The sequence below is a fragment of the Trinickia sp. genome, assembly GCF_057351765.1.
Window position 1 is genome coordinate 59,793 of record NZ_JBMRBK010000069.1, and the last position, 25,254, is coordinate 85,046.

The 25,254-nt window shown below is 63.7% G+C and carries 25 protein-coding genes; 11 read left to right on the plus strand and 14 right to left on the minus strand.

Features of this window, described 5'->3' with window-relative positions; all coding sequences use genetic code 11:
• The first annotated feature begins 3 nt into the window (after window positions 1-3).
• The 6 genes from ACO1XS_RS18555 to ACO1XS_RS18580 all read left to right on the plus strand — a co-directional run bounded on the left by ACO1XS_RS18555 (window position 4) and on the right by ACO1XS_RS18580 (window position 5,554).
• Window positions 4-669 carry a site-2 protease family protein gene (locus tag ACO1XS_RS18555; protein WP_331570815.1) on the plus strand — a complete coding sequence of 222 codons (666 nt, stop codon included), beginning with the start codon at window positions 4-6 and terminating at the stop codon, window positions 667-669.
• Between the two features lie 4 nt (window positions 670-673).
• Window positions 674-1,876 carry a tryptophan--tRNA ligase gene (locus ACO1XS_RS18560; protein ID WP_331570817.1) on the plus strand — a complete coding sequence of 401 codons (1,203 nt, stop codon included), beginning with the start codon at window positions 674-676 and terminating at the stop codon, window positions 1,874-1,876.
• Window positions 1,877-1,924: 48 nt separating this feature from the next.
• Window positions 1,925-2,530 (plus strand): class I SAM-dependent methyltransferase, encoded by a 606-nt coding sequence (locus ACO1XS_RS18565; protein WP_331570819.1) that lies wholly within the window; start codon window positions 1,925-1,927, stop codon window positions 2,528-2,530.
• 42 nt (window positions 2,531-2,572) lie between these two features.
• Window positions 2,573-3,490 carry a 4-hydroxy-tetrahydrodipicolinate synthase gene (gene dapA / locus ACO1XS_RS18570; protein WP_331570820.1) on the plus strand — a complete coding sequence of 306 codons (918 nt, stop codon included), beginning with the start codon at window positions 2,573-2,575 and terminating at the stop codon, window positions 3,488-3,490.
• Window positions 3,491-3,615: 125 nt separating this feature from the next.
• On the plus strand, window positions 3,616-4,755 hold the full coding sequence (gene bamC, locus ACO1XS_RS18575; protein WP_331570822.1) for an NlpB/DapX family lipoprotein: 1,140 nt from the start codon (window positions 3,616-3,618) through the stop codon (window positions 4,753-4,755).
• Window positions 4,756-4,765: 10 nt separating this feature from the next.
• Complete coding sequence (locus ACO1XS_RS18580; RefSeq protein ID WP_331570824.1) at window positions 4,766-5,554, plus strand: MBL fold metallo-hydrolase; 789 nt, start codon at window positions 4,766-4,768, stop codon at window positions 5,552-5,554.
• A gap of 96 nt (window positions 5,555-5,650) precedes the next feature.
• Here ACO1XS_RS18580 and ACO1XS_RS18585 read toward each other — a convergent pair whose 3' ends face one another.
• Both ACO1XS_RS18585 and ACO1XS_RS18590 read right to left on the minus strand, forming a co-directional pair.
• Window positions 5,651-5,905: a hypothetical protein gene (locus tag ACO1XS_RS18585; RefSeq protein ID WP_414720274.1), complete on the minus strand. Its 255-nt coding sequence runs from the start codon at window positions 5,903-5,905 to the stop codon at window positions 5,651-5,653.
• Between the two features lie 227 nt (window positions 5,906-6,132).
• Complete coding sequence (locus ACO1XS_RS18590; RefSeq protein ID WP_486391363.1) at window positions 6,133-7,374, minus strand: JmjC domain-containing protein; 1,242 nt, start codon at window positions 7,372-7,374, stop codon at window positions 6,133-6,135.
• 32 nt (window positions 7,375-7,406) lie between these two features.
• On the opposite strand from ACO1XS_RS18590, the gene ACO1XS_RS18595 reads away from it, so the two are divergent.
• Complete coding sequence (locus tag ACO1XS_RS18595; protein ID WP_173255459.1) at window positions 7,407-7,946, plus strand: FKBP-type peptidyl-prolyl cis-trans isomerase; 540 nt, start codon at window positions 7,407-7,409, stop codon at window positions 7,944-7,946.
• On the opposite strand, the gene ACO1XS_RS18600 is transcribed toward ACO1XS_RS18595, so the two are convergent.
• Both ACO1XS_RS18600 and mutS read right to left on the minus strand, forming a co-directional pair.
• On the minus strand, window positions 7,926-9,245 hold the full coding sequence (locus ACO1XS_RS18600) for a hypothetical protein (RefSeq protein WP_331570829.1): 1,320 nt from the start codon (window positions 9,243-9,245) through the stop codon (window positions 7,926-7,928). The two genes, ACO1XS_RS18595 and ACO1XS_RS18600, sit on opposite strands and share 21 nt — an antisense overlap.
• Window positions 9,208-11,895, minus strand: a complete 2,688-nt coding sequence (mutS, locus tag ACO1XS_RS18605; protein ID WP_486391364.1) for a DNA mismatch repair protein MutS — start codon at window positions 11,893-11,895, stop codon at window positions 9,208-9,210. The genes ACO1XS_RS18600 and mutS overlap by 38 nt, the downstream gene beginning before the upstream one ends.
• 481 nt (window positions 11,896-12,376) lie before the next feature.
• Here mutS and ACO1XS_RS18610 point away from each other — a divergent pair, with 481 nt between their 5' ends.
• Entirely contained in the window at window positions 12,377-12,667 is a 291-nt protein-coding gene (locus tag ACO1XS_RS18610; RefSeq protein ID WP_486391365.1) for a BrnA antitoxin family protein, read from the plus strand.
• 132 nt (window positions 12,668-12,799) lie between these two features.
• Here ACO1XS_RS18610 and phnE read toward each other — a convergent pair whose 3' ends face one another.
• Genes phnE through senB form a run of 6 tightly spaced genes read right to left on the minus strand, consistent with a single transcriptional unit; the run spans window position 12,800 to window position 18,225 of the window.
• Entirely contained in the window at window positions 12,800-13,546 is a 747-nt protein-coding gene (gene phnE, locus ACO1XS_RS18615; protein WP_414720350.1) for a phosphonate ABC transporter, permease protein PhnE, read from the minus strand.
• 51 nt (window positions 13,547-13,597) lie between these two features.
• Entirely contained in the window at window positions 13,598-14,419 is an 822-nt protein-coding gene (locus ACO1XS_RS18620) for a PhnE/PtxC family ABC transporter permease (RefSeq protein ID WP_331574185.1), read from the minus strand.
• Window positions 14,416-15,237 carry a phosphonate ABC transporter ATP-binding protein gene (locus tag ACO1XS_RS18625; RefSeq protein ID WP_331574187.1) on the minus strand — a complete coding sequence of 274 codons (822 nt, stop codon included), beginning with the start codon at window positions 15,235-15,237 and terminating at the stop codon, window positions 14,416-14,418. The genes ACO1XS_RS18620 and ACO1XS_RS18625 overlap by 4 nt, the downstream gene beginning before the upstream one ends.
• Window positions 15,234-16,109 (minus strand): putative selenate ABC transporter substrate-binding protein, encoded by an 876-nt coding sequence (locus ACO1XS_RS18630; RefSeq protein ID WP_331574189.1) that lies wholly within the window; start codon window positions 16,107-16,109, stop codon window positions 15,234-15,236. The genes ACO1XS_RS18625 and ACO1XS_RS18630 overlap by 4 nt, the downstream gene beginning before the upstream one ends.
• A gap of 51 nt (window positions 16,110-16,160) precedes the next feature.
• Window positions 16,161-17,216, minus strand: a complete 1,056-nt coding sequence (gene selD, locus ACO1XS_RS18635; RefSeq protein ID WP_486391366.1) for a selenide, water dikinase SelD — start codon at window positions 17,214-17,216, stop codon at window positions 16,161-16,163.
• 13 nt (window positions 17,217-17,229) lie between these two features.
• A complete protein-coding gene (gene senB, locus ACO1XS_RS18640; RefSeq protein WP_486391367.1) occupies window positions 17,230-18,225 on the minus strand; it encodes a selenoneine biosynthesis selenosugar synthase SenB in 996 nt (331 codons plus the stop codon).
• On the opposite strand from senB, the gene senA reads away from it, so the two are divergent.
• Complete coding sequence (gene senA / locus ACO1XS_RS18645) at window positions 18,224-19,435, plus strand: selenoneine synthase SenA (RefSeq protein WP_486391368.1); 1,212 nt, start codon at window positions 18,224-18,226, stop codon at window positions 19,433-19,435. The genes senB and senA overlap by 2 nt on opposite strands.
• Window positions 19,436-19,464: 29 nt before the next feature.
• On the opposite strand, the gene lplT is transcribed toward senA, so the two are convergent.
• Together lplT and ACO1XS_RS18655 are read right to left on the minus strand one after the other, a co-directional pair.
• A complete protein-coding gene (gene lplT / locus ACO1XS_RS18650; protein WP_486391369.1) occupies window positions 19,465-20,763 on the minus strand; it encodes a lysophospholipid transporter LplT in 1,299 nt (432 codons plus the stop codon).
• A gap of 130 nt (window positions 20,764-20,893) precedes the next feature.
• On the minus strand, window positions 20,894-21,694 hold the full coding sequence (locus ACO1XS_RS18655) for an inositol monophosphatase family protein (protein ID WP_331574198.1): 801 nt from the start codon (window positions 21,692-21,694) through the stop codon (window positions 20,894-20,896).
• Between the two features lie 343 nt (window positions 21,695-22,037).
• Here ACO1XS_RS18655 and ACO1XS_RS18660 point away from each other — a divergent pair, with 343 nt between their 5' ends.
• Together ACO1XS_RS18660 and cysE are read left to right on the plus strand one after the other, a co-directional pair.
• Window positions 22,038-22,850, plus strand: coding sequence for an RNA methyltransferase (locus ACO1XS_RS18660; protein WP_486391370.1), 813 nt, complete (start codon window positions 22,038-22,040; stop codon window positions 22,848-22,850).
• A 225-nt stretch (window positions 22,851-23,075) separates the two neighbouring features.
• Window positions 23,076-23,855 carry a serine O-acetyltransferase gene (gene cysE / locus ACO1XS_RS18665; protein WP_331574199.1) on the plus strand — a complete coding sequence of 260 codons (780 nt, stop codon included), beginning with the start codon at window positions 23,076-23,078 and terminating at the stop codon, window positions 23,853-23,855.
• 27 nt (window positions 23,856-23,882) lie between these two features.
• Here the strand turns inward: cysE and ACO1XS_RS18670 are convergent, their stop codons facing one another.
• Both ACO1XS_RS18670 and ACO1XS_RS18675 read right to left on the minus strand, forming a co-directional pair.
• On the minus strand, window positions 23,883-24,722 hold the full coding sequence (locus ACO1XS_RS18670) for a UDP-2,3-diacylglucosamine diphosphatase (protein ID WP_331574200.1): 840 nt from the start codon (window positions 24,720-24,722) through the stop codon (window positions 23,883-23,885).
• The gene (locus tag ACO1XS_RS18675; RefSeq protein ID WP_331574201.1) at window positions 24,719-25,213 is read right to left on the minus strand and encodes a peptidylprolyl isomerase; all 495 of its coding nucleotides are present in this window, start codon (window positions 25,211-25,213) and stop codon (window positions 24,719-24,721) included. Before ACO1XS_RS18675 ends, ACO1XS_RS18670 begins: the two co-directional genes overlap by 4 nt.
• Window positions 25,214-25,254 lie beyond the last annotated feature (41 nt).

Genomic DNA, 25,254 nt, shown 5'->3' on the forward strand with positions numbered 1-25,254 from the left:
GATATGGATGCTTCCCTGATACAAACGATAGCGGTCTATGCGTTGCCCGTGATCTTCGCGATTACGCTGCACGAGGCGGCGCACGGCTACGTGGCCAAGCTGCTTGGAGACAATACGGCCTACATGATGGGGCGGGTTTCGTTCAATCCGATGCGCCACATCGATCCGCTGGGCACGATCGCCATTCCGCTGCTGCTTTATTTCGCCACGGGCGGCGCGTTCATGTTCGGCTACGCGAAACCCGTTCCCGTCGCGTTCAGCAACCTGCGCAATCCGCGCTGGGGCAGCCTGTGGGTATCGCTCGCCGGTCCGGTCTGCAACTTTGCGCAGGCGCTGCTGTGGGGATTCATCGGCGTTGGCTTGTCGCTCTCGTCGGTCGACGAGCCGTTCTTCTCGCGCATGGCGGGCGCCGGCGTCAGCGTGAATCTCGTGCTGGGTATCATCAACCTGTTTCCGTTGCCGCCGCTCGACGGCGGGCGCGTAGTCATGGCGCTGTTGCCGCCGCGCCAGGCGATCGGCTTGGCGCGCCTCGAGCCGTATGGCTTTTTCGTCGTGATGGCGCTCGTGATCACGGGCGTGCTGACGAGGTTCTGGCTGCGGCCGCTCATGTCGCTCGGTTACGATGCCTTGACGGCCATCCTGACTCCCTTTGTCTCGCTCTTCAACTAAGACCATGTTTCCAGACCGCATTTTCTCCGGCATGCGACCCACCGGCTCGCTCCACCTCGGCCACTACCATGGCGTGCTGAAGAACTGGGTGCGCCTGCAGTCCGAATACCCGTGCTTTTTCTGCGTGGTCGACTGGCACGCGCTCACCACCCACTACGAGACGCCCGAGGTCATCGAAACCAACGTCTGGGAAGTACTGATCGACTGGCTCGCATCGGGAATCGATCCCGCGCAGGCGACGCTTTTCATCCAAAGCCGGGTCCCCGAGCATGCGGAGCTTTCGCTGCTGCTCGGCATGAGCGCGCCGCTCGGCTGGCTCGAACGTGTGCCGACCTATAAGGAGCAGATCGAGAAGCTGAAGGACAAGGACCTCTCGACATACGGTTTTCTCGGCTATCCCGTGTTGATGGCGGCGGACATTCTGCTTTATCGCGCCTCGCTCGTGCCGGTCGGCGAAGATCAGGTGCCGCACGTCGAGATGACGCGCGAGATCGCGCGGCGCTTCAATCATCTTTATGGGCGCGAGCCCGATTTCGAAGAAAAGGCGCTCGAGGCAGCCAAGAAGCTGGGCGGCAAACGCGCGAAGCTGTACCGCGAGTTGCGCAATGCCTATCAGCAAGAGGGCGACGACGAAGCACTCGAGCAGGCGCGTGCGCTGCTGCAGGAGTCGCAAAGCATTTCGATGAGCGATCGCGAGCGGCTTTTCGGCTACCTGGAAGGTGCGCGCAAGATCATCCTCGTCGAACCGCAGGTGCTGCTGACGAAGGCTTCGCGCATGCCGGGGCTCGATGGGCAGAAAATGTCGAAGTCCTATGGCAACACCATCGGCTTGCGCGAGGACGCCGATACGATCGCCAAGAAAGTCCGCACGATGCCGACGGATCCCGCGCGGGTGCGCCGGACCGATCCGGGCGACCCCGACAAATGCCCCGTCTGGCAACTGCATCAGGTCTATACCGACGAGGCCACCCACCAATGGGTGCAAAAGGGCTGCCGCTCGGCCGGTATCGGCTGTCTCGAATGCAAGCAACCCGTTATCGAGGGTATCTTGCGCGAGCAGCAGCCGATGCTCGAGCGGGCGCAAAAGTATATGGACGACCCGACGCTCTTGCGGGCCATCGTGGCCGACGGCTGCGACAAGGCGCGCAAGTTCGCCACCGAGACGATGCGCGACGTACGCGAGGCCATGGGCCTTTCGTACTCCTGATCGGTCAGCGTTCGCGATGCACGCGCAATGTGCCCGGGCGGGGTTGCGATGAGCGGCGAGCACGCGGCGGCGCCGGGCGCTTCCGCCTGGATCGTCCGGTGGTCGCATCTGCTTGCGCCGGATGCGACCGTGCTCGACGTTGCCGCGGGTAGCGGTCGTCATGCACGCTGGTTCGCCGCGCGCGGGCATCGCGTGATCGCCCTGGAACGCGACCCCGACGCGCTTGCGGCACTGGCGCAGATCGAGGGTGTCGAGCCCGTCGCAGCCGATCTCGAAGACGGCAGTCCGTGGCCGTTTCCCGATGCGGCACGGTTTGCGGCCGTCGTTGTCACGAATTACTTTCATCGCCCGCTGTTGCCGCGTCTTGTCGCATCGCTCGCGCCAGGCGGCTTTTTGTTGTACGAAACGTTCGCGCAGGGCAATGAAACGGTCGGGAAACCTTCGAACCCGGCGTTTCTGCTCGCGCCGGGCGAGCTGCTCGACGCCGTGCGCGGCACGTTACGGGTCATCGCGTTCGAAGACGGTTACACCGCATTACCGCGGCCTGCGTTCGTGCAGCGCCTGTGCGCGGTGCGCGAGGCCGAGAGCGTTCGGGATGCCGTGGGCGGGGCGGGCGCAACCCCGGGTCAGCCGCGTTACGATTTGAGCGGCTAATCCGCTACAATCGCGCTTTCGGAATGGAATTCATGGCGTTTCATGGCTAACGGCACATCCAGCAGCAACCGGGACGGCGTCCGGATTCGCGGCAGTATTCCCGCAATCGTCACGCCGATGCTCGACGAGGGCGGCCTCGATCTGGCGGCGTTTCGCAAGCTGATCGACTGGCATATCGAGGAAGGCACCAACGCGCTCGTCGTCGTGGGTACGAGCGGCGAATCGGCCACGTTGTCGGTCGAGGAGCACGTCCTCATGATCGAAACGGCCGTTACGCACGCGGCCGGCCGTATTCCGGTGATTGCCGGCGCCGGGGGCAATTCGACCTCCGAGGCGATCGAGCTGACCGAGCGGGCGAAAGCCGTGGGCGCCGACGCCACGCTGCAAGTCGTCCCTTACTACAACAAGCCGACGCAAGAGGGCATCTACCGCCATTTCGCGAAAATCGCGGAAGCGGTCGATTTGCCCGTCATTCTCTATAACGTGCCGGGCCGTACGGTGGCCGACATGTCGAACGAGACGATCCTGCGCCTCGCACAGGTGCCGGGCATCATCGGCGTGAAGGAGGCGACGGGCAACATCGATCGCGCGGCACATCTGATCAAGGCCGCGCCGTCGCATTTCGGCATCTATAGCGGCGACGACCCGACCGCGATCGCGCTCATGCTGCTCGGGGGCCACGGCAACATTTCCGTGACGGCGAATGTCGCGCCGCGCGCGATGAGCGAGCTGTGCAAAGCGGCGCTCGAGGCCGATGCGAAGACCGCCCGAGAAATTCATCTCCGTTTGCTGTCGTTGCACAAGACGCTTTTCATCGAATCGAATCCGATCCCGGTGAAATGGGCGCTCGAGGAGATGGGCCGGATACAAGGCGGCATCCGCCTGCCGCTGACGCGTCTCGACGAGCGCTGCCACGGTGCCGTGCGCGATGCGTTGCGCGAGGCGGGCGTGCTGCGATAAAGGCGGTACCGATGTCCGCGCGCGCACGCAACGGCGCGCCGGCTGCTGTCATTCACTAACCGAGATCGTTCTCGACTCGCGCTCCAGCATCGTTGCAGGCACGCGTTCGCATCACGAAGGGTTCCATGAAACGTTCTGTTTTTTTCATTCATGCCGCGCGTACGGCGGCGCTTGTGCTCGCGCTCGGATCGCTTGCCGGCTGCGACACCCTCAACGAATGGTTCTCGTCCGATAAAGTCGATTACAAGGCCACGCGTTCGGCCCCGTCGCTGACGGTCCCGAGCGATCTGACGGCGAGCACCGCGCCGACACAATACACGGCCCCGCCGTCGAACGCGGCACTCGGCGGCGCGCCCGAGCGCAATCGCACGACCGCGGGCAATGCGACGGAAGGGGTGCCGAGCGCGCAAGACCCCTATGGCATGCATATCGAGCGCGATGGCGACCGCCGCTGGCTCGTCGTCGACGGCCGCTCGCCCGACCAGCTTTGGCCGCAGTTGCAGGAATTCTGGCAGGACAATGGCTTCGCGCTGAAAACCAATGCGCCCGCAACGGGCATCATGATGACGGACTGGGCGGAAAACCGCGCCAACATACCGGACGATTGGTTTCGCCGCACGATTGGCCGGGTGATCGATTTCGCGTACTCGTCAGGCACGCGCGACAGATTCCGTACGCTCGTCGAACGCGGCCCGAACGGCGCGACCGATATTTCGATCACGCATAGCGCGCTCGAAGAAGTGCTGACCGGGCAGGACAAGGACTCGTCGCGCTGGGTGGAACGTCCGCGCAATCCGGTGCTGGAAGCCGTGTTTCTTTCGAAGCTGATGCAGAAGTTCGGACTGACCGACGCACAATCGAAGGAACTGCTCGCGAACGCGCGTCCCGGCACGGCGCCTGTCACGATCGATATGGCCGGTGCCCAGACGACGCTCGAGCTTCAGGAGTCTTTCGATCGGGCGTGGCTGCGCGTCGGGCTGGCGCTCGACAGGACGAATTTCACGGTCGATAACCGCGATCGCGCCAAGGGGCTCTATTACGTGCGCTACGCCGATTCGATGGCCGAGCTCAAGCGCGACGGCCTGTTCGGCAAGCTCTTCTATCGCAAACCGGTGGCATCCGCACCGGGGCAGTCGTTCCTCGTCAATGTCCGCCAAAAAGGCGAGGGCCAGACGCAGGTCGCAATCGTGGATGCAAACGGCCAAATCGATACCTCGCCCGAAGCGAAGAAGATTCTGTCGCTCCTGCATGCCGAACTGAACTGACGGGCCGTTCATGCGTTTTGCCAGTCTCGGCAGCGGAAGCGAAGGCAACGCGCTCGTCGTCGAAGCGACGAGCGGGACGACGGCGACGCGCGTATTACTGGATTGCGGATTCTCGGCGAAAGAACTCGAACGGCGGCTTGCGCGTCTCGAATGCGGCATCGAGCAGCTCGACGCCATTCTCGTCACGCACGAGCACAGCGACCACATTGGCAGCGCGCTGACGGTCGCTCGCAAATGGAGTGTCCCGCTTTATATGAGTTGGGGCACGGCACGCGCGGTGGGTGCGGACGTGGCGCCGGGCGTCGATCTCCACGTGTTATGGGGTGACGAGACGGCCGCTATCGGCGACTTGCAAGTATGCCCTTATACGGTTCCCCACGACGCGCGCGAGCCGCTGCAGTTCGTTTTCGGGGACGGCGCGCATCGATTGGGCGTGCTGACGGATGTCGGTACATCGACGCCGCATATCACAGCGATGCTCCATGACTGCGACGCGCTGGTGCTCGAATGCAATCACGATGTCGATATGCTGGCGACGAGCCGCTATCCGGCATCGCTGAAGGCGCGAATCGGCGGTAACCACGGGCATCTCAGCAACGACGCGGCAGCGGTCATTCTGGCGTCGCTGCGTCGCTCACGGCTCAAGCATATCGTTGCGGCGCATCTGAGCCAGCAAAACAATCAGCCAGAGCTTGCTCAGGCCGCGCTGGCGCGTGTGCTGGGCTCCGCTATACACGACGTGATGGTTGCATCGCAGGACGACGGTTTCGCGTGGCTGACGCTAGGCGGTGTCGAGTAAGGCCGATGTCGGTTCGCGGCAACGCAATTCGCAATTGGCGCAGACAAGAAAAAACCGGCTCGAAGCCGGTTTTTTCTTGCCTTGCAGCTTGACAGCTTACTGGCTTGCGCCCGAAGCCGGAGCGGCAGCCGACGCAGCAGCGTCCGAAGCAGCGGCAGCAGCACCCGAAGCCGCAGCAGCGTCGCTCGCAGCAGCACCAGCGCTCGAAGCAGCGTCCGAAGCGGCAGCAGCGGCGGGAGCCGAAGCAGCAGCAGCGTCGCTAGCCGGCGCAGCAGCTTGATCGCTGCTCTTGTTGCATGCGGCCAAAGCCATGGCAGCCAACAGGGATGCTACGAGGAGGGATTTCTTCATGATCACGTCCTTTTATGGTTAAAGGTAAGCAACAGCGCGAAATAATACCGGTAATGTGCTCCAACACCAACCTGGGCCGCTGGTGGGATGCACATCAGAGCGTGAATCTTCCCCACGGCTTGGGCGGAAATTATATGCACTTTCGTACGGACCGTCGACAAACCAGGGTCAATACGTTGCCTTTCTCATACAGAATTTCAGCTTTTTGAACAATAGGGACGATTACCTCAAGCGGATGCGCCGATCCGTACCCAGCCGGCAAGATACCACTCGTGCAACAGCGCTGTCATCGACGAATCGGCAGATAGTGTTACAAACCGTTTCCCCTCGAGGCGCCTCGCGTCGGCCAGCTCCAGCAGCCACTTTTTGCTCCGCGGCAGGCGGTCTTCCTCGCCGTTGAGAAAGTAGCTGTCCTTTCCGTACAGGAGCGTCGTCTTCCTGTCGAGCCGAACCCCATGGCGAAGCGCCTTTTTCACGAACGCCGCCTCGTTTGCCGGCCGCTCGGGCGCCTCGAAGACGACGTGAGCCTTCGGTTCGCCCAGATAGCTGCCAAGGAACGAGACGATATCGCGCTCGCTCCAGCGTATACCAGCAAGGATCGCGCCGACTTGCTCGATCAGCCCTTCCGGCAGCCGTGCGGGATGCTTGACGGCGTCTTGCCGGGGATCGCGATAACGGTCGTCCTCGCGCGCTTGCTGCGCCACGCTGCCGCGTTCGGCCAGGTGATAGAGAAATTGGCCGATCAGTTCGCGCGCCGAAGGCGAGCGAAAGCCGATCGAGCACGTCATGCATTCGCCGAGCGCCACGCCGTCGTGAGCGATGTGGGGCGGCAGATACAGCATGTCGCCCGGTTCCAGTACCCATTCTTGCTCGGGCTCGAAGCGCTGTAAGACTTTCAACGGCAATCCGTCTTTCAGGGAAAGATCTTTTTGAGCGGAAATTCGCCAGCGTCGCTTGCCCTGCACCTGCAGCAAAAACACGTCATAGGAATCGAAATGTGGGCCCACCCCGCCGCCGTCGGTGGCGTACGAGATCATGAGGTCGTCGAGCCGCGCGTCCGGAGCGAAGCGGAACCTGTCGAGCAAGGCGCGAGCGCGGTCATCGTGCAAATCGACGCCTTGCACGAGCAGCGTCCATTCGCGGCGCCGCACGCTCGGGATTTGCTCGGGTTCGAAGGGACCGTGTGCGAGGCGCCATGCGCTCCGAAAATGCGTAATGAGCCGTGCTTCCGCGTCGTCGCTTGCCGCCAGAGCGAAGAGCTCGTCGCGCGCGAGCGGGGGCGCGATGCCGGGCACGGCCTGACGGACGAGCAACGGTTTTTTCTGCCAATACCGACGCATGAATTCGGACGGCGTCAAATTCGCGAGCAACGGCGTCGGTAAGTCGGGTGGAGGGGGCAAAACGGCGGACGCGGCAGAAGTGGCGGATGGAGCTGAGGCCGGTGTGTGGTCAAGGGGCCGCTTGGGCATCGTATAATGAGACCGTATTTTGGAGATTCCGAATGAAAATCGCGAAGAACACTGTCGTCTCGGTCGCCTATAAGTTGTCGGACGCGCAAGGCAATCTGATCGAGGAAAGCGACGAGCCGATGATCTATCTGCACGGCGGGTATGATGGCACGTTCCCCAAGATCGAGGAAGAACTCGATGGGCAAGAGCCGGGCTACCAAACGCAGATTCAGCTCGAGCCGCAGGACGCGTTCGGCGAATATGACCCAGACCTCGTGAAAATCGAGCCACGCAACCGCTTTCCGGAACCGCTCGAAGTCGGTATGCAGTTCGAGGGTACGCCGGAAGACGGCGACGACGACATCGATACACTGATTTACACCGTGACGGACTTGGCCGAAGACAAGGTCGTACTCGATGGCAATCATCCTCTGGCGGGCATGGCGTTGCGCTTTGCACTGACGGTCAAGGAAGTTCGCGAGGCGACGGCCGACGAGATCGAACACGCTCATGTGCACGGTGCCGATGGCCTCGAAGTCCTCGACGAGGACGACGACGAAGACGAGCCGGGCTCAGCTCCCACCTTGCACTGAACCTGGGCCGCTGCGCGTTGGCGCCGCCGGCGCTTCGGGCGGCGGTATCTTCCTGTCGATACTGCCGCTCGCGCTGCCTGCCTGCGGCCACGCAGGCGGTTGCGGTAGTAGCGGCGGTTCGGAGGCAGGCGCTTCCGGGACGGCGGGCAGGGCGGCCGGAGGCGTCGGGAGAAGTTCCGAAGCGCCCGGCGCGACAGACGGGGAGGCGATGCGCGGCGGCATCGCAGGCATCTCCCGCATCTGTGCCGGAATACGGCGCACGGTGACCTGAAACGGCGGCGTCCTGTCGAAATTCACATCCACTCTGACCCATTGCCTCGTTCTCTCTCGCGGCGCAATCGCGATGCGCGTGACGTTCGTCATGCGCGATCCCTTGTCGTCAAAGAGCGGTTGGTCGATGGTAAAACCTCGAGACAGGGCAGCCGTGTCGTCGTGAATGACGACGACCGGCCCTCGGTACGTCTCGGCCGCTTTAACGAGAGAGCGTTTGAATTCGAGGTAGCCGTCGCGCTTGCGCGTGCGGCCCATGCGGAGCCACGAGAAGCGTTCCGCATGTTCGTAGCGCGCGAAGTCCGGGTCCGCCTCCACGAAAACGACGAGCGCGTGCGCATTGCGTCGACGGGCGTATTCGGCCGCGTGTTCCAACCAAAAGGCGGAGGCGATGGCGCGGTCGTCGTATTCCCCGTTGCGGCCACCGCCGCTCAGATAATGATTATTGCCGCCGACGACGTTCAGGCTCACGAATACGGTGTCGTCCAGCTGCCAGCGGACGTTTTCCCGATATGAATGAAACCGCGCGACGTCGCTTTCGCGTTTGAGGACAATCGGCGATTGGCCGAGCGAGACATTGTCCGCATAAATCGTTTGACGCAGGAAGTCGAGCCGCTCCGCCGCGTCGTAGCCGCCGCCATTTGCGCTGCCGCATTCCGCCCAGTCGTATTGCCCCGGCACGACGATGAGGGGCACGCGCGAGGTTGCCAGAATTTGCTGGCGCTGCGCATAGACGTTGTCGGTGCAGCGCTCGGAGGGCCCTTTCAGGTTGCCGTCGTAGACAACGAATGCAATGTCCTCCTCGACTCCGATTGCTTGAAGGAGTCGCTGCGTAGCCGCCTCGTCGGCACTTGCTCGCATCGTTCCCGCAATGACGGAGAAGGCGAAATGCGCTCTGGCCGCGAGAGCGGCCTCACCGTAAGCGAGCGCAAGCAGTGCGGCGAAACCGACCGCTACCGGGCGCAGCGCGGCGCGCGCAAGCCGGCCTTTCTCAGTGTCGGTCGTCTTGCGCCGCATTGGCCTGTTCATGCAGCTCGTAGAGGAGATCGAGCGCTGCGCGCGGGTTGAGCTCGTCGGGGTCGATGCCGCGCAGGCGACTGATGACCGGGTGCGGCGGTGCATCGTGTTCGTGCGCGGATTCGTCGGGTGCGTCTTCGACGAACGGTGCCGCCGCGAACAAATCGAGTTGCGGTGTTGCGTAACCGACCGATTGTTGCTCGAGATGCGCGAGGTGTTTGCGTGCGGCGCGTATGACGGCGGCCGGCACGCCCGCCAGTTGCGCGACCTGGAGCCCGTAGCTCTGGCTTGCGGGGCCTTCTTCGACGGCATGAAGAAAGACGATCCCATGCCCATGCTCGACGGCGGACAAGTGGACGTTCGCGGCTTGCGGGAATTCAGCCGGCAGTTGCGTGAGCTCGAAATAGTGTGTGGCGAAAAGCGTCTGACAACCGTTGTGCGCGAGCAGGTGCCGAGCGATGGCCCAAGCGAGTGCGAGGCCGTCGAACGTCGACGTACCGCGCCCGATTTCATCCATCAATACGAGGCTTGCCGGCGTTGCATCGTTGAGGATTGCTGCGGCCTCCGTCATCTCCACCATGAACGTGGAGCGGCCGCCGGCCAGATCGTCGGCGGCGCCGATGCGGGTGAAGATTCGATCGATCGGCCCGAAGGTGGCGCGGCGGGCCGGCACGTAACTGCCGACATAGGCGAGCAGCGCGATCAACGCCGTTTGCCGCATGAAGGTCGATTTGCCGCCCATATTGGGACCGGTGATCAACAGCAGTTTGCGCTCGGGGCTCAAGCAGCAGTCGTTTGCGACGAATTGTTCGACCTGCGCTTCGACGACCGGGTGCCGTCCCTGCTCGATATCGATGCCGATCTCCGTCGTGAACGTGGGTGCGACCCAGTCGAGGGCTTGCGCACGTTCCGCGAAGGCGGCCAGCAAGTCGAGTTCGGCAAGCGCCGACGCCACGCGCTGACATTCGCCGATGTACGGCAGCAACGCTTGCAGCACGGCGTCGTAGAGCGCTCGCTCGCGTGCAAGCGCGCGTTCCTGCGCCGATAGCGCCTTGTCTTCGAATGTCTTGAGCTCCGGAGTGATGTAACGCTCCGCATTCTTGAGCGTCTGACGCCGACGGTAGTCGTCGGGGACCTTGTCGGTTTGCCCTCGCGTCACCTCGATATAGAAACCGTGGACCTTGTTGTATTCGACGCGCAGATTGGCAATGCCGGTGCGCGCGCGCTCACGCGCCTCGAGGTCGATGAGGAATTGCCCGCAGTTTTCCGAGATATCGCGCAACTCGTCGAGTTCGGCGTCATAGCCACGTGCGATGACGCCGCCGTCGCGCACCATCGCAGCCGGCTCCTGGGCGATGGCGCGCTGGAGCAGTTCGCCGCATTCACGCGGCGGCTCGAGGGCGGCCGCGATGCGTTCGAGCGCAACCGCGCCGGCCGCGGCATGCGCCACCTGTTCGCGCAGCGCAGGCAGGGCAGCGAACGTATCGCGCAAGCTCGACAAGTCGCGCGGGCGCGCCGATAGCAATGCGAGGCGGCCTGTGATGCGTTCGATGTCGGCGATGTGCCGTAAGACCGCTCTGAGCGCATCGAGACTTGCATGGACAGGCGCGTCGAGGAGTGCGCCGATCGCGCCGTGCCGCTCGCGCGCCGACCCGGCGTCGCGCGGTGGGTGATGGAGCCAGTGACGCAGGAGGCGGCTGCCCATCGTCGTACAGCAAGTGTCGAGCAATGAGCACAGTGTCGGCGATTCGCCGCCGCGCAGCGTTTCGGTCAGCTCGAGATTGCGACGCGTCGCAGGGTCCAGCCCGATATATTCGGATTCATACTCGACTCTGAGACTGCGGACGTGTCGCAGTTGTTGCCCTTGTGTCGCCGAGGCATATAGCAGCAGCGCGCCGGCCGCTCCGCACGCGGCCGTCAGCGATTCAGCACTGAAGCCGTCGAGGCTCGCTACGTTCAGCTGATCGCAAAGCCGCTGTTTGCCCGATGCGATATCGAAATGCCATGTGGGCACGCGCGTGACGGTACCGGGCACGGTGGCCGGGAGCGGCGCTGCCGGCGTATCGGCGGCCAGGATTTCGGCCGGCCGGATGCGTTCGAGCGCGGCAGCGAGCTGGTCTGGCGCTACCTCGGCCAGCCTCAGTGCGCCGCTCGCGAGATTGAGCCAGGCGAGGCCGACGCCCGTTACGACGCCGCGTTTATTGTGCGCGGGGCTCATCGCGAGCAGATAGGCATCGCTCTTGTCTGCGAGCAGCGCTGCATCCGTCAGGGTGCCGGGGGTCACCACGCGCACGACCTTGCGCTCGACCGGGCCCTTCGACGCAGCCGGATCGCCGATCTGCTCGCAGATTGCGACGGACTCGCCGAGTTTGACGAGCTTCGCCAGGTATTGCTCGACCGCGTGATGCGGCACGCCGGCCATCTTGATCGGATTGCCGGCCGATGCACCGCGCTGCGTGAGTGTCAGATCGAGCAGGCGCGCCGCTTTTTCAGCGTCGTCGAAGAACAGCTCGTAAAAGTCGCCCATCCGATAGAAAACGAGCGTGCCGGGGTGTTCGGCCTTGATGCGCAGGTACTGCTGCATCATCGGCGTATGGTTGCTCGCGGCGCTCGCCCCAAGCGGTTGTTCTACCTCTGAAATTTCCTGCGTGTCCTTATTCATCAAGCCCTTCCGTCCGTTGAGGTGCACTTCGTATCGAATGCCCCCGTCTCACGACGTCTTACAAAATTACCGTGGTCAGCGTAGGTCTTCCGCCCAACGCTAACATCAACCTACGCCTCAGCGCGTTGTGCTGTAGCGGAAACCTGCGCCGAGGAATTCATGCGGTTCGATGCACGAGCAGCAAAGCAACTTTCCCCCCGGTCTCACTTGACCATCGAGGGCTGTCCAGGCCTCCGCCTGGAGGCAAGCGCGAAGCGAAGCAGACAACGGGCGATATGGTACAGCACGGCGAATTGCCGAATGTGTGCATGGGCGACGCCCTTATGCAGGCGTTCGAGCGCTTTCTCAGGGCGAGGGGCGCGGATTTCCACGATTGCAAGAGTCGACGCTACCGCTTTGTCTCGGATGAGTTTTTTTCAGTTCTTATGCCGTGCCCCTATTATCAGCCTGCGCAAGGCAAATCCCCGCGAGGTGAAACGATATGAGCAAGCGAAAAGTGAGTAGCCAAGTAGACGAAAACCCGACTTGGGGCAAAGCCGAGTTTGCTCGTGCGCGGCCGGCTGAGGAAGTGCTTCCAGAACTGTTCGGGAAGGAGGCAGCCGCCAAAATGGTCAAGCCACGCGGGCGGCCGAAGTCTGCGAACCCGAAGACACCGCTAAAACTGCGCATCGATCCTGATGTGGTCGATGCCTACAGAGCGCAAGGCGAGGGCTGGCAAACGCGCATGAATGACGCGTTACGTGACTATGCGAAGTCGCACGGTATGCTTTGACGTGCGAGAGGTAGTTGCGTAATGAATTGCATTTGGCAATCATGAAAGAGGATGGATGTGGGCGGCGGGCGAGTGTCGGCAGTCGGCCGAACGACCAACGATGAGGGGAAGGGCGGCCGCTCCTTGCGGGCTTCAGTGCGCGAGGACGCTGCGCCGGCGCATTAGTGCGCTGGCCGTATCGACGAAGGCCGCGAGCACGAGCATCGCGACGATCACCGTGCATGCTTGCGGCAGGTGGAACAGGGAGAGCTCGTAGTAGAGCATCTGGCCGAGACCGCCCGCGCCGACGAAGCCCAGAATCGCTGCCATGCGGATGTTGGTCTCCCATCGATAAAGCACATAGGCCAGGAACTGCGGCTGGACGCAGGGCAGCGTTCCGTAGACGAACGCCATCGCATGGGAGCTTCCCACTTCCGTCAGCGCACGCGCGGGCGCATCTGGCGCATTCTCCAGCGTTTCCGCGAAAAGGCGGCCCAGGACGCCAGCGGTATGCAGCGCCAGCGCGAGGGTACCGGCGAACGGCCCCAGTCCGGCGACGAGAACGGTCAAGGTCGCCCATACGAGTTCGGGGACGGCGCGCAGCAGATTCAACAGCAAACGCGATAGCGCGCGCAGACTCGTTCCGTACATGCCCGATGCCGGCAGCGCCAACGCAAAGCCGAATAACGCCGCACAGAGCGTCCCGATGGCGGAAACCGCAAGCGTTTCGAGCATGCTGAAAGCTGTCTTCGAGAGAAACGCTGGCGCTAGTTCAGGCGGGAAGAACGACAGCAGGAAATGCAGCATGTCGCGGGCGGCGGCCGCCGAAACGAGCTGGCCGATATCGAGCGAGAGATAGGCGAAGCTGCCCGACACCGCCGTGGCGACAGCGATTCCCATTAGCAGGCATTTCGTGCAGATGCGGACCGGTTTAGCTTCGCTCGCCATCGCTCAGTCCAACAGTTTGCGCAAGCCCGCGCTGAGTGCATCCGCGAGCAGCACGAGCAGCAAAAACGTCACGAGGATCGTCGCCGTTTCGCCGCCGTCGAGCATCTTCATCGCCTGATCCATCAATTGGCCGAGCCCGCCGGCCCCGACGAATCCCATGACCACCGATGCGCGGATTGCGCACTCCCAGCGATATACCGTGTAAGACACGAGTTCGCGCGCCGCATTGGGTAACAGCCCATAGGCCAGCGCCGACAGACGCGGGCTGCCGCTGCCGAGCAGCGCATGTGCGGGGCGCGCGTCGCTCGATTCGAGGATTTCCGTATAGACCTTGGCCAGCATGCCGCCATAGGTGATTGCGAGCGCCAGCACGCCGGCGGCGGCCCCGAGTCCCAGCACCCGTACGAACACCAGCGCCCAAACGAGCTCCGGTATGCCCCGTAGCAGCAGCACGATGGCGCGCACGCCGGCGCGCGTCACTGCGCGTGTTCGATAGCCGCGGCCGGGGCCGATCCGCGAAATCGACAAGTTGCGCGCCATGGCCGCAGCCAGCGGTGCGGCGAGTACAAACGCGAGCGCGATTCCGGCCGTGGCGATGGCCAACGTTTCGACCGTGGCCTTGGCGACCAAGCCCAGAAACTCCGCCGAAGCGTCCGGCGGAAGGAAGTGGCGAAGAAAACGTCCTGCGACCTTCAGATTGCCGGCCTCGAACAGGGCCGCCGGATGAAATTGCGACAGCCTCAAGAGCGGCCACAGCACGATCAGCGCTAGCACCAGGGTGGACGCGCGACGCAGCGCGAGAGGATCGCGGGGATGCGCGATCATTGGCAGGCCGTCCGTGGTGAGGGACCGCGCGTCGTGCGGATCGATAGCGTGTCGTTGCCTTGTACCGGCGGAGCGTCGCCTTCGGACGCATAAAGTTCTCTCAGCAATCCATCGCTCACGCGGGCGACGGGCAAGTCGAAGGCGATTTCGCCCGACCTCAGGCCGACGATGCGCGGAAACCAGCGCAGCGCGAGATCGACCGCATGCAGGCTGGCTACCAGTGCTGCGCCATCCGCGTCGGCCTGCTTGCACAGTTCGCCGAGAGCAAGGTTGGACAACGTGGGATCCATGGCCGATACGGGCTCGTCCGCCAGGATCAAATCGGGACGCTGGTACAACACGCGCGCGATGCCGACGCGCTGCAACTGACCGCCGGACAATCGATCGCAACGATCGAACAGGCGATCGGCAAGCTCGAGCCTCGCGAGCTCATCGCCGGCCCCCGTCGTATCGAGCGGATAGACCAGAGAGAGCAAAGACTTCCATCCGGGCCAAGCCCCGAGGCGGCCCGCGAGAACGGCGGTGACGACGCGTTGGCGCGGCGGCAGGGGGGGCGCCTGGTGCACCATGCCGATGCGCGATCGCAATCGCCGCAGGCGTGCCGCCGACAGCTCCCACGGGCTGAGCCCGAGGACCTCGATACGACCCTCGCTGGGCCGCAGCGAGGTGGCGAGCAAGCGCAGCATCGAAGTCTTTCCCGCACCCGATGGACCGATGAGCGCAATGCGCTCGCCGCGCTTAGCGGACATCGTGATCTGCCTGAGCGCCCGGTGCCCATTGGGGTAGCCGAGGCCGACCGCGTCGAGCTGGAAGCTCACTTGATGAGGCCCGCGGTGCGAGCCGCGGCTTCGATGCCGGCATAGTTTTCCGGCTTGGTCGGAATGAACTTGACGGTCCGTTGCAACGCCATGATGGCCCGTTGCTCGGGATCGTGCGGATCCAGGCGGAGGAAAGCTTCGGTCAAAGTCTTGCGCAAGGCCGGATCGAGCCCGCCGCGCACGGTCCAGTTGTAATCGTAGTAGGGCGGTGTCACGGCGAATACTCTGACCTTCGTCGGATCCACCTTGTGCTGCTCGACCAGCTTGTCCCACACGGATGCGTTGAGCACGCCCGCGTCAGCCCGGCCGGACTCGACGAAAGCGGCGGTTGCGTCGTGCGCGCCCGAAAACGCCACCGTCTTGAAGTCCTTGTCGGGATCGATGCCCGCTTGCAGCAGGAAATAACGCGGCATCAAATGGCCGGATGTCGATGACGGCGCGCCGAAGACGAACGTGTGGCCCTTCAGGTCCGCTAACGATTTGATGCCAGGGACAGCCGTAATGAACTTACTGGTGAACGTCGCATCTTCCTGCCGTTGTACGATGGGCACGGTTGCGCCATTCGTGCGGATCTTGCTTTGTACGTAGGTAAAGCCGCCCAACCAGGCGAGGTCGATTTTTCCGGTCGCCAGCGACTCGACTACCGCCGCATAGTCCGTGACCGGCACGAACTCGACCTTCATTCCCGTTTTCTTCTCGAGGTATTTCCCGAGTGGCGCGAACTTGCGCTGTAGTTCGGTCGGCGATTCGTCGGGGATGGCCGACACCCTCAGCACATGCTGCTGTGCCCTGGCGGGCGTGAGAAAAACAAGCCCAAAGAGGGCGATTGCGACAATGCGTTTGAGGATGGGCCAGAGGGCGATGAAGGGCATGATGCGCCGAAATCCAATGAGGGTTGAGTGAACGGTTGATGCGAAACCGGCTTATGCCACGGCGACCCGGGCGGGACCTGGGATCATCTCGCCGATCACGGCCGCGTCTTCGAATCCTTCGCTGCGGAAAATATCGAGAATCGCGTCCGCGGTGCTCGGTGCGCAGGACACGAGCAGACCACCGCTCGTTTGAGGATCGGTCAGGAGCGCTTGCAGGCTGGGCGTGATCGACGAGGCCAAGTCCACCGCATCGCCATAGCTCGCCCAATTGCGCGCCGACGCTCCGGTCACCATGCCGGCACTCGCGAGTTCGAGCACGCCGGGCAGCAACGGAATGCGATCCATGTTCAAGCTCGCGCCCAGACCCGCGCCGCGGCAAAGTTCCAACAAATGGCCGAGCAGACCAAAGCCGGTGACGTCGGTCAGCGCATGGACGTCCATCACATCGGCGAGCCGCCGTCCCGGAGTATTGAGCTGCGTGGTGCACGCGATCAGCGCCCGATAGCCGGCCTCATCGAGTTTGTCTTTCTTGACCGCCGCGGATAGTACGCCCACGCCAAGCGGTTTGCCCAGGATCAGCTTGTCCCCAGGCTGGGCGGCGTCGTTTTTCTTGACTCGATCGGGATGCACGAGCCCCAGCACCACGAGCCCATAAATCGGTTCGACGGAGTCGATCGTATGGCCGCCGGCGACAGGAATGCCGGCTTGCGCGCAGACCGATTCCCCGCCCTCCAGGATTTTGGCGATGACTTCGGTCGGCAGCTTGTCGATGGGCATACCCACCAGTGCGAGCGCCATGATGGGCGTTCCACCCATTGCATAGACATCGGAGATGGCGTTGGTGGCGGCGATACGCCCGAAGTCGTATGGATCGTCGACCACCGGCATGAAGAAGTCCGTAGTGGCGATCAGCGCCTGGCTTTCGTTGAGCTTGTAGACAGCGGCGTCATCGCTGGTTTCCTTGCCGACGAGGAGTGCTGCCGGAGCGGGCAGCCGCATCGAATTCTTCAGAATTTCGGACAGCACGCCCGGGGCAATTTTGCATCCGCATCCGCCGCCGTGGGAGAGCGATGTGAGTTTGATCGTTGCGTTGGCTGGCTGATTCACGAGAGGTCTCCGGTTATGTCGGGCGCAGGGCGTCGGCCACAAGTTTAATCACTTCGGCGCGCTCCCGCGCAGGCGCGAAAAGCGGCGCGCGTTGCGCGCACTGTTGGCGCAGGCGCGTCAGAAAGCCGATGTCCTGGCTTGCGCGCTGGAGTAGTTCCGCCAGCTGCACGGCGTCGCCGGGCGGGAAATAGCCTTCGTAATCGCGGCCCAGCATCCCGATATTGCCCGGGATGCGGCTCGCCAACACGGGTACGCCGCTCGTGATCGCTTCGACAATGACGTTGGCGCCGCCTTCCATGACGCTAGAAATCACCAGCGCTTGCGCGCCGGCGATGCGTCGCCGCGTCTCGGCATGCGGCAGATTCGCCAGCCACGAATAGCGCTCGCCGAGCGGCCATGTTTGCGCTTGCAGCGCCTGGACTGCGCGCAGATATTCATCGTCGAGCGCACCGCCGACATGAGTCATGCGTATGCGCGAATCGTCGGGAAGAAGGGCGAGAGACCGCATGGCGGTCAGCGGATCCTTTTCCGGCCGCATATGGCCGACGAGTACGACGTCGAAGTATTCGGAATCCACGGCGTGAGAATGGCACGCGATTGCGGATTGATAGATCACACGGCACTTCCCGCGATGAGCGGCGGACAGCTCGAACGGGCCTTCGTCTTGCAGCACCACGAGATACGTCGCGAGCTCGAGGGAACGCTGCGCGGCAGGATCGCTGCGGATGTCCCGGTAAAGGTCCGTTCCCGTGAGTACCACGATCAACGGGCGTTTCGGGCAGGCATCGGCGAATCGCGCGACGGCGTCGGCCGAGCGCCGTGCATGCAGCGCGATCAGGCATGCGGGCGCCAGGTCGCCCGCAGTGGGCCCCGCCCATTCGCTCGCCAGCGTGACATCGTAGCCGGCGCGCAGAAACCGGGACCAGCGATGAGCGGTTTGCCAATTGCCGTTGTTGGCTTTGCGCAGCGCCGGGCTGATAATCGCAACGGTTGGCTTCGGAGGACGCATGACACTCGGCTCTGAGGGAATAGCGGCAAGACACATCGGTAAGGTCGAGCTGGCCGCGGCATTCGCCGATGCGCACCGGCGAACCTGGGACGTCCTTCGGGAACTGTCGCCGTCCCAATGGCAGGTCCGCTACGACCGCGGCATCAACCCGCCCTTGTGGGAGTATGCACACATCGCGTGGTTTACGGAGCATTGGGTGCTCAGGGCGCCGCGCCCGGACCCGGATGGCCGCCTGAGCGCGACTTTGCCTTCCACGATGGAGCAGGCGGATGGCCTTTTCGATTCGATGCGCGTGGCACATCAGGATCGCTGGCATCTGGCGTTACCGTCGCATGCCGAAATACGCCAGTATGTCGCTGATGTGCTGGAGCAGGTCCTTGCCGCGCTGCACGCGGCGGAGGAAACGGATCGAGATCTCTATTTTTTCAGGCTTGCATTGTTCCACGAGGACATGCACGCGGAAGCGCTGACTTACATGCGCCAGACGCTCGACTACCCGCCGCACGCGCCGCTCGTCCTGCCTGCGGTACGCTCTAACGCGGGGGCCGCAGCGGCGGGTGGGGAAACGTTCGCGATGGGGTCGCAGCCCGGGCAAGGATTCGTCTTCGACAACGAAAAGTGGGCGCATCCGGTCGATGTCCCCCCGTTCCGAATCGATCGAACGTGTGTCAGCAATGGGGCCTTCGCGCAATTCGTGGACAGTGGCGGATACCTCGACCCGCAATGGTGGTCCGCATCCGGGACCGCGTGGCTGCGGCAAAGCGGCCTCGCTCATCCAGCGCGCTGGCGTTCGGCCGGCGAAGCAGCCGTGGCTGGCCGCTCCGGCCAATGGGAATGGCGCTGGTTCGGCGAATGGGTGCCGCTGCCGCTCGAGTTGCCCGTATGCCATGTCAATGCCTTCGAGGCCGAAGCGTATTGCCGCTGGGCGGGCAAGCGTTTGCCGACGGAGGCGGAATGGGAATACGCGGCCACGCGTGAGCTCATCGACTGGGGCGGTTCGGTGTGGGAGTGGACATCCGATTCGTTTTTGCCGTACGCGGAGTTTTCCGCCGATCCCTACCAGGAATACTCGGTGCCGTGGTTCGGTAGCCACCGGTCGGTTCGCGGAGGCTCGTTCGTGACCCGCGAACGCATGCAGCACCCTCGGTATCGCAACTTCTATTTGCCGCATAGAAACGACATCTTCGCCGGATTTCGCTGCTGCGCGTGACCCGTTTGACCGGCGGCGGGCATTGCGGCTCATTCGTCGATCATCGCCGCGATGTCCAGATGCCGCGCGGTGGCATCGCCGTGCCGCTTTACGAGCCAGATCATGGCGCAGACGAACGCGCCGAACGCGACGATGATCCATTGCACCGGCATCTTCGCCGCGAGCAGCAGGGCATACGCGCCGAGCATCAACAGCACTGCAATGTTCTGATTGAAGTTCTGTACGGCGATCGAATGGCCGGCCGTCACGAGCGTCGCGCCGCGATGCTGCAAAAGGGCGTTCATCGGCACCACGAAAAAGCCGGCCAGGCCGCCGAGGCCGATCATCAGCGGATAGGCGAGCAGAACGTAAAGCGGCACGAAAGCGCTGCCCAAATGAGCGCCTGCGGAAGCGGGGAAAAGCCCTTTACCGTAGAACGCCATCGCTGCCGTCACGAGGCCGGCCCACACGCCGACCGGCAGCACGCGTAGCGAACGCGCGAGAGGTACCCATGCTGCGGCGGCCGCGGCGCCCAGAGCGATGCCGATGCCCGTTGCACCCTGCATCAGTGCGGCTTTCGAGAGCGTCAGGCCGAGATTGACGGCGGCCCACTTGAGCACGAGCAACTGGAGCGTGACCGCGCCGCCCCACATCAGCGTCGTCACTGCCAGCGGGATCTGGGCCAGCTTGTCCACCCATAGCGTGTTGAAGCATTGGAGGAAGTCGGTGAGCAGCCGGCCGGGCTCGCGCAGGCGGTTCGGATACCGGGCGCCCGTATCGGGAATCCCGATGTTGATGAGCGCGGCCAGCCCGTACACCGACATGACGGCGAACATGGCGAACTGTGGCGCATGTGGTATCAACGGCAAGTGCATGCCCGCGATAGCGTGCTCGACATAGGCGCTGACGAGCGCGCCGCCCAGCGCGGTGCCGGCAATGGTCGAGAGCACGGTTGCGGATTCGAGCCAGGCATTGGCCGCAACGAGCCGCTCGGCCGGCAGCAGCTCGGTGAGGATGCCGTACTTGGCGGGCGAGTAGGCCGCCGCGCCGAAACCGACCACGCCGTAGGCGACGATCGGATGCACGCCGGCGATCATCATTGCACAGCCGATGGCCTTGGCCGCATTGGCCGTGAACATGACATGGCGCTTTTGCAGGGCATCGGCGAATGCGCCGACGAACGGGGCAAGCAGCACGTAGGACGCCGTGAAGAAGATCTGCAGCAAAGGCGTGACCCAATTCGCGGCACGCATGGCGAACAGCAGTGCGATCGCTGCGATGAGCAGCGCGTTATCGGCAACCGACGAGACGAACTGAGCGGCAATGATCGTGTAAAAGCCTTTCTTCATGGGCAGCAACGGCGACGATGGCACGCGGATGGAGGACAAAAAAGCAAAGGGCGGCCGCAGCCGCCCCCGTTACATGACCTGACGTTGGCCTGACCGCTCCGCGCACGCGGACCGGCGCCCTCGGTCGCCGTCAGTCTTGCTGTGCTCGCCGGCTATACGGCGAGAGAATGGGCACCATTTGAGCGTAGATCTTCGGGTTGCCTGCGACGATCTCGCCGACATGGAGGAACTCCGAATCGCCCGTGTAATTGCCGACGAGCCCGCCCGCCTCCGTGATGAGCAGGCTGCCTGCTGCCATGTCCCAGGCGCTGATGCCTTGCTCGAAAAAGCCGTCCAGCCGACCCGCTGCGACGTTCGCGAGATCGAGCGCCGCCGCGCCCGGCCGGCGCAGCCCCGTGCACGAGCGCGTCATTTCCGCGAACAGGCGGCAGTAGGCTTCGAGCCGATCGTTCTCGCGAAACGGGAACCCCGTACCGATCAACGCATCGGCGAGCCGGTCGCGGCGGCCGACGCGAATGCGCCGGTCGTTCAGATAGGCGCCGCGGCCGCGCGAGGCGGTGTAAAGATCGTTGCGAGTGGGGTCGTACACACACGCCTGGGTAACGATGCCCTTGTGGGCCAACGCGATCGATACACAGTAGTAGGGCAGCCCGTGAATGAAATTCGTCGTGCCGTCGAGCGGATCGATGATCCATTGGAAATCGGATTCGTTTTCCGAGCGGCCCGATTCCTCGGCGAGGATCGCGTGATCGGGGTAGGCGGTCTTCAGCGTATCGATGATCGCTGCTTCCGCCGCCTTGTCGACCTCCGTGACGAAATCGTTGTGCTGTTTTTTGCTGACCTGGATGAGGTCGAGATCGAGCGATGCCCGGTTGATGATCTGCCCGGCGCGGCGAGCGGCCTTGACAGCGATATTGAGCATAGGATGCATGAACAGATTCCTTTTTCCGCGAGGCGCCGACGCCGCCGCGATGGGGCCAAAACCGCCCGGAATGCGCGCCGGGCGCGGATTCCGTCGACGAAGACGAATTGAAGAAGAGCGGAGCGCACGCGGCCGATCGCACTATGTTCGGCCCGCCGCGCGCGAATGGACGTGATTTTACCAGGAAGCGACCGCGGCGCGGCGCTCCGGCGAGGACAGCGAACGCGTGCACGGCCGTCTTGGGACATTCGCCGCGGCCCTGGTCGTCACATGGCGATACCATAAGCGCATCTGTCGGCCGGGCGCGATGCCGCGTGTGCCGCTCGTCTCACTGGGAATCGATCGACTCATCTTGAACTCATCCAATCATCGTTCGTTGCAGACGCCGGACATAGACCCCGCCACGGCGGGGCCGCACGGCGGCTTTACCTCTACCCTCTTCGTGCTCGTCGAGCCGAGCCATCCCGGTAACGTGGGCGCGGCGGCGCGCGCCTTGAAAACCATGGGTTTTTCACGGCTGGTGCTCGTGGCGCCCCGCGTCGGTCATGTGAAGACGGATGCCGAAGCCATCGCGATGGCGAGCGGCGCGGACGACGTGCTCGCCTGCGCAACCATCGTTCCGACGCTTGGCGAGGCCTTGGCCGGCGTGCAGTGGTCGGTGGCGCTGACGGCGCGCACGCGCGAGTACGGTCCGCCGCAGATGGCGCCGCGTACCGCGGCAAGCGAGGCATGTCGCCATACCGCACAAGGCGATGTCGCGTTCGTCTTCGGTAACGAGCGCACAGGGCTGTCGAACGAACACGTGGAGCGCTGCAGTGCGCTCGCACATATCCCGGCGAATCCCGCCTACAGCTCGCTCAATCTCGCTCAGGCGGTTCAGGTGCTCGCCTACGAGCTGCGGCTCGCCTATCTTGGCGAGACCGTCGACGTACCGTCGGGCGAGGGGCTCGGTCCGCGCGCGCCGAGCGAGGAAATCGAGCGGATGTTCGTGCATCTGGAGAATGCGCTGATTGCGCTGGAGTTTCTCGATCCGTCGAACCCCAAGAAGCTGATGTCGCGGCTGCGGCGGCTTTTCGCGCGCGCGGGACTCGAGCGCGAGGAAGTCAACATCGTCCGCGGCATCGCCAAGCACATCTTGCTCAAGACGTCCGGCCCGGGCGACTGACAGCCGCGATCCGACGGGCTCGCGCGAGGCGAGCCTCTACCGGGGCGCCCCCGCCGGGCCCCCGGTGTTTCGACAATCTCCCTGAGACGAACAGGGCGAAAAAGCGCCTCGGGCAAAAAGCGTCGGTTCACTCTACAATCGGCCGGTCGGTCATATGCAAATCGCCGCAGGTCATGTGCGCGCCTTCGCGCGCCGCAGCCGCGGCTTTTCGAGCGAGCCATTCATATGTTCACGAGACTTCGCGAAGACATTGCCTCCATTCGGGAGCGGGATCCGGCCGCGCGCAGTGCCTGGGAAGTCCTCACCTGTTATCCGGGCTTGCATGCGATCGTGCTGCATCGGGTCGCGCACGTCTGCTGGCAAGCCGGACGCCGCTGGCTCGCGCGCGCCATCTCGCAGTTCGCCCGCTTTCTGACCGGCATCGAGATTCATCCAGGTGCGACGATCGGTCGACGCGTTTTCATCGACCACGGGATGGGCGTCGTCATCGGCGAGACGGCCGAGGTAGGGGACGATTGCACGATCTATCAGGGCGTCACGCTCGGCGGCACGATGCTGACCCGCGGTGCAAAACGGCATCCGACGCTCGAGCGGGGCGTCATCGTGGGCGCCGGTGCCAAGGTGCTGGGTGGGTTCACCGTGGGTGCCGAAGCCAAGATCGGCTCGAATGCGGTCGTCGTCAAACCGGTGCCGGCCGGCGGTACGGCGGTTGGCAATCCGGCCCGCATCGTCGTGGCGGCCGATGCAAGACCGACGGTCGCAAGCACGCCGGAGCGCACCGCGTTTTGTGCCTACGGCATTACGCCGAACGCCGAGGATCCCTACTCGCTCGCGCTGCACGGGCTCATCGACCATGCTGCCAAAGAAAGCCAGCGCGTCGATGAAGTCGTCGCGGCGCTCGAACGTTTGGGCGAGCGTCTGCAGGCGCTCGATGGCGCCGATGGTGCGCTATCGGAACTGCGCCGCATCTCCGCGGCGATCGAAGGCAAGGTCGCCCAACCTTGAGCGAAAGGCGGGCGCGGCCGGACGCGGTCAGTCGAGCGGCAATGCCCGAATGCCCTCGGCGTCGACGCGCAGGTATCCGCCGCGCCGTGCGCCGTGGTCGAGATCCCAGTCGGGCAGCACCCAGCGGGTGCCTTCTGTTCCCTGATGGCATGCGGGCTTGTGCGTATGGCCATGGATCATCGTGGTTGTCCCGCTAGCCTTGAAAAGCGCCGCCACGCCCTTCGTCGTGACGTCGTAAAGCGGTGACGGCGGCCGCGTGCGGCCTGCTTCGCTCGACACGCGCATCCGTTCGGCGAGCGCCTGCCGCCATTTGAGCGGCCAGGCCAGGAACAGCAGTTGCGCGGCGCGCCAACGCGCGAGCCGACGGAACGTCTGGTACTTGTGATCCGCGGTGCACAGCGCATCGCCATGGGCGAGCACGATGCGCGCGCCGAAAGCCGTCATCACGAACGGATCGGGCAGCCAGATCGCGCCGGCGGCGCGCATGAAGCGCTTGCCGAGCAGAAAATCCCGATTCCCATGCATGATGTAAAGCGCGATCCCGCGCTCGGAGAGCGTATGCAGCACCTCGGCGATGCGCGCGGCGAACGGATCGACCCTGAGCATATCGTCGCCAATCCAATACTCGAACAGATCGCCGAGCACGAAGACGGAATCCGCACTGTCCGCGGTCATGAGAATGAAGTGCTCGAAGGCCGCGACCGTACGCGGAATGTGCGGACTCAGATGCAGATCGGAGATGAACAGCAGCGGACGCGGCGCATGGCCGCGCGTATGCACGTGCTCGGCCGGCACGGTCGATTCATTGCTGCGGGGCGGCCCGTCTTGACGCGACGAAACGCCCGCACGGATGACGCTCGTGTTCAATCGACGACGACTGCTTTTTCGATGATGACATCGTCGACGGGGACGTCCTGATGGAAGCCCTTCGAACTCGTCTTCACCTTCTTGATCTTCTCGACGATGTCGAGTCCTTCGACCACCCGCCCGAACACCGCGTAACCCCAGCCTTGCGGCGTCGGCGACGAGTGGTTGAGGAAGTCGTTATCGTTGACGTTGATGAAGAACTGCGCAGTGGCTGAGTGCGGATCGTTCGTCCGAGCCATCGCGACGGACCCCGTCACGTTCTTCAGGCCGTTGTTCGCCTCGTTGGCGATCGGCGCATCGGTCGGCTTTTGCTTCATGCCCGGTTCGAAGCCGCCGCCCTGGATCATGAATCCGTCGATTACGCGGTGAAAGACCGTGTTGTCGTAGTGTCCCTTCTTCACGTAGTTGAGAAAGTTCTCGACACTCTTCGGCGCTTTTTCGGCATCGAGTTCGAGCTTGATGACGCCGTGGTTCGTATGCAGTTCGACCATGATGAATTCCTTCGCTTGAGAAATGCCGCGCGGCGACCTGC